The organism is Undibacterium sp. Dicai25W (assembly GCF_049340505.1).
In the GTDB taxonomy this organism is placed as follows: Bacteria; Pseudomonadota; Gammaproteobacteria; order Burkholderiales; family Burkholderiaceae_D; genus Undibacterium; species Undibacterium jejuense.
The window spans coordinates 76831-83624 of the sequence record NZ_JBMPOQ010000016.1 but is presented as its reverse complement, the minus strand read 5'-3'; the positions used below and the strand labels follow the sequence as shown (position 1 = coordinate 83624).

At 48.0% G+C, this 6794-nt stretch carries 4 protein-coding genes; 1 reads left to right on the top strand and 3 read right to left on the bottom strand.

Translation table 11 applies throughout. The features are described 5' to 3' along the window. Positions 1–140: 140 nt before the first annotated feature. On the top strand, positions 141–638 hold the full coding sequence (locus tag ACO0KY_RS15705; RefSeq protein WP_423047608.1) for a hypothetical protein: 498 nt from the start codon (positions 141–143) through the stop codon (positions 636–638). A 294-nt stretch (positions 639–932) separates the two neighbouring features. On the opposite strand, the gene ACO0KY_RS15700 is transcribed toward ACO0KY_RS15705, so the two are convergent. The 3 genes from ACO0KY_RS15700 to ACO0KY_RS15690 form a co-directional block, all read right to left on the bottom strand. Then, positions 933–3701, bottom strand: coding sequence for a M16 family metallopeptidase (locus ACO0KY_RS15700; protein ID WP_423047606.1), 2769 nt, complete (start codon positions 3699–3701; stop codon positions 933–935). A gap of 69 nt (positions 3702–3770) precedes the next feature. Next, on the bottom strand, positions 3771–4595 hold the full coding sequence (locus ACO0KY_RS15695; protein ID WP_186911954.1) for a D-hexose-6-phosphate mutarotase: 825 nt from the start codon (positions 4593–4595) through the stop codon (positions 3771–3773). A 331-nt stretch (positions 4596–4926) separates the two neighbouring features. Continuing rightward, positions 4927–6528, bottom strand: a complete 1602-nt coding sequence (locus tag ACO0KY_RS15690) for a GMC family oxidoreductase (RefSeq protein WP_423047603.1) — start codon at positions 6526–6528, stop codon at positions 4927–4929. Between the last annotated feature and the right edge of the window lie 266 nt (positions 6529–6794).

Below are 6794 nucleotides of genomic sequence, written 5' to 3'. Positions count from 1 at the left end.
AACGAGCAATGTCCACATGATTCTCTCAACGGGATGACACCTGTTGAATACCGATTATTTCATCAACCTCAAAACTCTAGTAATACATGGCACTGATTGGGGGAGGTTTACATAATAAATAAAATAATTAGGCGAAAAATTTGAATAATTTGAAAACAAATCTACTTCGACGTCTTATTTTGCAACTTTTATTGTCAATAGGCATGCTTGTTTGCAAGGTTAGTTTCGCTGCTTGCCCGAACTCAAAGGTGTTAACGGAAGGATTCTATCGTCAAGATTATAGTTTTGCTTTTAAAGATCCCTCTAATTTGTACACTCCATTTACAGATAATTTTAAGTCCTTATTAGTTGCAGAATTTAAGTGCAAATCGAAAGGCGATAGCTGTCGAATTGATTGGGATCCTTGGACTGACGCCCAGGATGGTGATATTGTAGGTCAGCCAATAATAAAGTTAATAAGTGAAAATGAAACAGATGCAAGTGTCAGGGTGTTTCTTAAATTTAAATTTGATCCCCTAAAAAAACCTCGCTCCATCAGTGCTATCGTTTTACTCAAACGTTCAAATAAGGAGTCGTGTTGGAAGATCGATGATTTTGAGACTCCATCCCACAGGCCACTAGTCAAATACCTGCAATGATGATTTATAGAAAAATGCTGATTAAATCTGATTCAGATGAGGTGATGTAAGTTGTGACAAAAAAGAACTAAGTCTCAGTGAGTGCTGTTTGAGCTGATTTGGTGGCCTTGGACTCGCGATTGCAACAGAACCCTTTACGTGTGCTTGTTCTACCTTACTGCGACACAACCCCCTAGTATTCATGCGGGTCGCAAGGAATTTGCAGGTCTGACTTGTTAGTAGGGGTAGTTCGCAGGCTGAGTGGGATTGGCGGGTGCAGTCCGCCAAATCCCTGTTAAGGTTTTATTTATTGCCTTATTTTGTCGGTGCGGCGGCTTTCGCTTTGGCTTCATCGTAAGCAATGAACACACTCATCTTTGCCGGATCAATGTAACGACGGAATGCCTCATTCACTTGCTCCACCGTCAGTGCCTTGATTTTGTTATCCATGGCTTGTGACCATGCCCAGCTGCGTTTCAGGAATAAATTGCTATTCCAGCCGCCAGCCACGCTGCCGTCGTTCGTGCGGGATTGCACGCGTTGTTGTAACAAGCCGGATTTTGCTTTGGCGAGTTCGTCGGCAGTGAAGCCATCTTTCAGCGCACGGGCTAATTCTTCTTTAATCGCTACTTCAACGCGCGCCAGATTTTGTGGTGCTGCTGTGCCGCTGATGCTGAAACTACCTACCGGATCAATCTCACCCGCAGACAGATTAGAGCCTACACCGTATGACAGGCCTTCTTTTTGACGGATGCGCTCCATCAGGCGTGAGTTCAAACCAGCGCCACCGCCAAAGATGTAGTTAGCGACACGCAAGGCCGCAAACGCTTCGTCATCCTCACGTAAGCTCAAAGTCATCGCGCTGGCATACACTCCACTTTCTTTGTCCGGTGTGTTGAAAGTTTTACGCACCGGTGCCGGATCAGCACGTTGGCTGACCATACGGGTGTATGGCGCTTTGCTCGCCCAGTCGCCAAACGCGCTGTTGATGGCTGCTTTGGTCGCTGTTACGTCCATATCGCCAACGATAGACAATTCCCCCTTAGACACGCCGTAAAAGTCGTTGTGGAAGGCTTTAATGTCATCCAATTTGACACTACGCACATCTGCCAAAGACTGATCCAGCGTTTTAGGCGCACGGAAGTCGCCTTGTGGATAGACATTGAAATACTGCGCCATTTCGCGTCCGACAATTGCACCAGGTTCATTACGTGAAGCTTCCAGCCCAACCAGGGTCTGATCGCGCAATTGCGTGAATTCACTTTCTGGATAAGTGGCATCGCGCATCACATGTGCGACCAGCGCCAGTGAGGCGGCCAGATTTTCTTTGGTCGTCTGGTAAGAGAACAAGCCACCGCTCATTTTCAGCTTAGACATCTGATCGTCGATGTCGGCACGGCTATATTTGCTGGTACCTGCGGCGAGCAAACTACTTGCCATACCGCTGACTGTGCTCTTGCCAAACAAACTTTTTTCATCGCCCCAATGCAAAGAGATTGAGACATTCACCGTTTCACCACGATTCTTTTTAGGTAAAAGAGCGACTTGCAGATTGCCGATCTGACTAATTTCTGTGCGTTTGTCGATGTTGGCTGGTGCTGGATCAAAGGCTTCACCTTCGAGTTTCGCAGCCTTAGGTTTGAAGTCTTTCATCACTTCAGCAATGCCTGGTGCTGCCGGTACTTCAGCGCGTTGCGGCTTATCTTCTGGGATGAACATACCTACCGTGCGGTTGTCCCGCACCATGTAATGTTTAACTGCTGCGGCGACTTCTTCTGACGTCATTTTGTCGGCATCATCACGGTCTTTGAATAAATAGCGCCAGTCACCCATGGCGATATATTCAGACATGCTGATACCAATCGACTCATGGTTGTTGAGCATTTTTTCAAAACTATTGGCGTTATCACGTTTGACGCGATCGATTTCTTCCTTGCTTGGCGGATTATTTTTGAAATCTTCAATCCCCGCCAGCAAGGCGTCTTTAGCGGCATCGACTGAATCCCCTTTTTTGACTGCCGCACCGATAATGACAAGACCAGGTTCTACACGTCCAACCTCTGTTGCAAATACTTGTACAACTTTGCCGGTTTCTACCAGTTGCTTATGCAAACGACCATGTGGGGCGTTGGTCAGGATGTCGCTGGCAAAGCTCATGGCATCGCGATCGGTATGCAGATTAGCTGGTACTTTGTAAGCAATCATCACGATTTGAATATCACCTGCACGGCGCACCATGAAACTACGTTCACCATCCTGGGTTGGCTCTACCGTCCAGAATACTGGCAAGCTACGCTTTGGCTTAGGAATTTTGCCAAACGAGTTATTAATCCATTGCAAAACTTTGGTCTGATCAAATTTACCGGCGACCAGCAAGACTGCATTGTCCGGTTGATAGTATTGATGATAAAAGGCTTGCAGATTTTCGATTTTGACGTTTTCAATATCACTACGATTGCCGATGGTAGAGTTGCCGTAGTTATGCCAATCGTAAGCTACGCTTTGCATGCGTTTCATCAATACGCTACCAGGTGAGTTTTCACCGCGTTCGTATTCGTTACGCACCACAGTCATTTCGGTATCGAGGTCTTTGCGGGCAATATTGGAATTGACCATGCGATCGGCTTCCATCGACAACGCCCATTCCAGATTGCTGTCATCGGCCTGGAATAATTCATAGTAATTGGTACGATCTAATGAGGTCGTGCCGTTCATACGCATACCGCGCTTGTTGAATTCTTCAGTGATCTTAGGATTTTTAGGCGTGCCTTTGAACATCATGTGTTCCAGCAAATGCGCCATACCGGTTTCGCCGTAATTTTCCTGACGTGAACCGACCAAATAAGTCACATTGACTGTCACGGTCGGCTTAGTGGCGTCTGGCATTAACAAAACGCGCAAGCCGTTCGGTAAGCGATATTCAGTGATACCTTCAACGCTGGTCACCTGAGTGATGCCTTTAGGCAGTGTGTCAGAAAAAGCCGCAGGAGCCGTGAACAAAATGGCGCCGCCGAGTACTAAAGCGCGTAATACTGGTTTGAGCGACACCGAGATTCCTGATTGGCGAACAGAATGGGTAGGCATAGTATTCCTGAAAATGATCAAAGGTAATTTAAAAAGTGGCAACGTAAGAACAAAACAATAAACTAACAGTCATTCAATCTGCGTAACCATAAAACTCTGGCTACCTGTCCAGATTTCCCCGGGAGCCAGTGAAATGGGGCGCATAATGTTCGCTGCCTCGACGCAAAGCATACGCTGGTCTCCATCAAGCTCCATATCGCTGAGTTTGAGTGCCGCTTGTGGTCCCGGGTTCCACACCACTGCATCAGTAAAACCCGTGGTGTGAATATGTAGATGTTGATGCGCTTGTTGCAGGCACAGCTGGTCTGAAACATTGGCGTAAATACGATCGGTTTCACCCTCAATGTGCAACAGTTCTGCAGTTTCTTCGCAATGGCTCTTGCCAGTCAGACTGTCGCGATAAAGTGCTCCTTGCAGACCGCGCAGACGCGCTTCACGGATATCGTTGACGGCCAGATAGGTGTGCAGGGCAGAAGTAAAGCTAAAGGTGGTGTCACCGGTATTTTGTATCGATAAAGCGACCTGCAAACTATTGTCGTGCACACTGACAGCCAATTGTGCATTGAATACATGCGGCCAGATCGTCAGGCGAGCAATATTTTCTTTCAGGTAAAAAATTGCTTGTGCTGCACCATCCTCCGTTTGCTGTTGCTGTAGCAACTTCCATTCAGCGGTGCGGGCAAAACCGTGTTTGGGTAGGGTACCCATGCTGGCAAATTGCGGAAAAATGACTGGAATTCCGCCGCGGATTGCCACACCTTCCTGGTACTCTGATTTTTTGCTTAAGAAAAGTTGTTCTGTGCCGCCAGCTGGTATCCACGAACAGACATGTGCACCTTGATGGCAAATACTCACCGTCGCGCCATCGCGCGCAGTCAGGGTCAAAAAATCCATGAAATCGTATCCCGTTCACTTCATATAAAGGAGATCTATTCTATGCCAGCTCAGAAACTTCGTGGCGTTTTTTGCAATGTAAATGAGAGGTTTTTTTGCTGAAAGTTGATCAACTTACTTTGGTGCAGTTCACTGCGGTGTATTTTTCTAAGCGCATAATAGACCTCGTTGAAAGGCTGAAGGCGCATGAAAGAAACAAGCAAATTTGCCTTGCTGTGGCGCACCACAGCGAGATATTGGCAACGGGTCATACGCAGGCTTATAGGGTAGCCATCGCGACGTTTACAAGCGCAGCGATGGCTCAAAGGTTTGAGCGCTCAAATCTTATTGGCTACTGGCGTAACTCTGCCTTAATCATATCTGCTGCTTTTTCTCCTATCATCATGGTTGGTGCATTGGTATTGCCACCGATCAGGGTTGGCATAATTGAGGCATCAACCACACGCAATCCTTCCAGCCCTATCACTTTCAGGGCAGGATCAACCACCGACATCGCATCCACGCCCATTTTGCAGGTACCAATCGGGTGATACACCGTGTCACTGGTGGCGCGTATAACGGCACGAATATCTTCATCGGTATGCACATTGGCGGTCTGGAAATCGCTGCTACGCGCATTTGCCAAGGCTGGCGCATCCATGATTTTGCGCGTTAGCTTAAAGCCTTTGACCATGCTTTCCATATCGTCCGGATGTTCGAGGAAGCGCGGATTGATCAAGGGTGCCGCCAGTGGATCGGGCGTCGCCAGTGTCACTTCGCCTATACTTTTAGGGCGCAATAAACACATGTGACAGGAATAGCCGTGACCCAGATGGAGCTTGCGTGCATGATCGTCCAGCATGGCGACGACAAAGTGCAGTTGGATATCGGGTGCTGCCATGCTGGCATCGGTTTTTAAGAAGCCACCGCCCTCCGCACCATTTGACGATAGCATGCCTCGACGTTGACTTTGATAGCGGCTGAACTCCCGCATCATGCGAATACTACCACCCGCCGAAATACCCAACAGATCTAAACTCTTTGCCCTGTATTTGAAAACGAAATCCGGATGATCCTGTAAATTCTGGCCGACGCCAGGTAAGTGATGGATCACCGGAATTCCCAATGACTGTAAGGCTTTAGCGTCGCCAACACCAGACAGCATCAATAACTGCGGGCTTTGGAAAGCGCCTGCAGCCAGTAAAATTTCACGATTGGCGCGCAGTGTTTTGAGTGTGCCGTTTTGCATCATTTGCACACCAACAGCACGCTTTCCTTCAAACAAAATTTTCGTGACCTGACAACCGGTTTCTACTCTGAGGTTAGTGCGCTTACCCATATGGGGATGCAAATAGCCACGTGCCGCTGTCCAGCGTTCACCTTGATATTGCGTGACCTGATAGATGCCGACACCTTCTTGTTCCGCGCCATTGAAATCGGTGTTTACCGGGAATCCTGCTTGCTTTCCTGCTTCCACATACAAATGCGGAAACGGATTATCGCTGCGCAATTCACTGACGCGTAAAGGGCCATCCTGACCGTGAAATTTCCCCCCATGGGTTTCATTGTTTTCAGAATGTTTAAAGTAGGGAAGTACATCATCATACGACCAGCCAGTATTGCCTAACGCTGCCCAGTGATCGTAGTCGACTTTATGGCCACGGATATACACCATGGCATTGATGCCAGACGAGCCACCCAGCATCTTGCCGCGTGGCTGATATCCACGTCGTCCATTTAAGCCCGGTTGTGGGACTGTTTCAAAAGCCCAGTTATTGAGCTTGGTTGGCAACATCGCGACCACACCGATCGGTGCATTGACCACCCAACTGTCACCACCGCCACCGGCTTCGAGCACCGTCACACTGATACTGGGATCTTCAGTCAGGCGTCCGGCGACCGCACAACCACCGGCACCACCACCGACCACGATGTAGTCACTGTTTTGATTCATAGAGTCTCCGTATTTTTATGGTGAAGACGGATGCAGGATTGTCGAGGTGTTTGTTCATGTCTAACAAACCCGGCGCAATCGTGCTCCGGCTTCTTTTATGTTGCAGTGCAGTGTTGCTGAATCACGCTTTACCATGTACGGTAACAAATACGACTTGCGCAAATATACTAACGCTAGCAAGATTGTTTCACTTCAGCGCAAGAAAGATATTAGTACGCCCGTTCAGATAAAGTAAGGACATTTGCTGCCACGTTGTTTGTGCAAGA

What these genes read in the sequence shown, in the direction of transcription:
- ACO0KY_RS15690 (WP_423047603.1), bottom strand. Translation starts at nt 6,528, where the DNA reads ATGAATCAAAACAGTGACTACATCGTGGTCGGTGGTGGTGCCGGTGGT.
- ACO0KY_RS15695 (WP_186911954.1), bottom strand. Translation starts at nt 4,595, where the DNA reads ATGGATTTTTTGACCCTGACTGCGCGCGATGGCGCGACGGTGAGTATT.
- ACO0KY_RS15700 (WP_423047606.1), bottom strand. Translation starts at nt 3,701, where the DNA reads ATGCCTACCCATTCTGTTCGCCAATCAGGAATCTCGGTGTCGCTCAAA.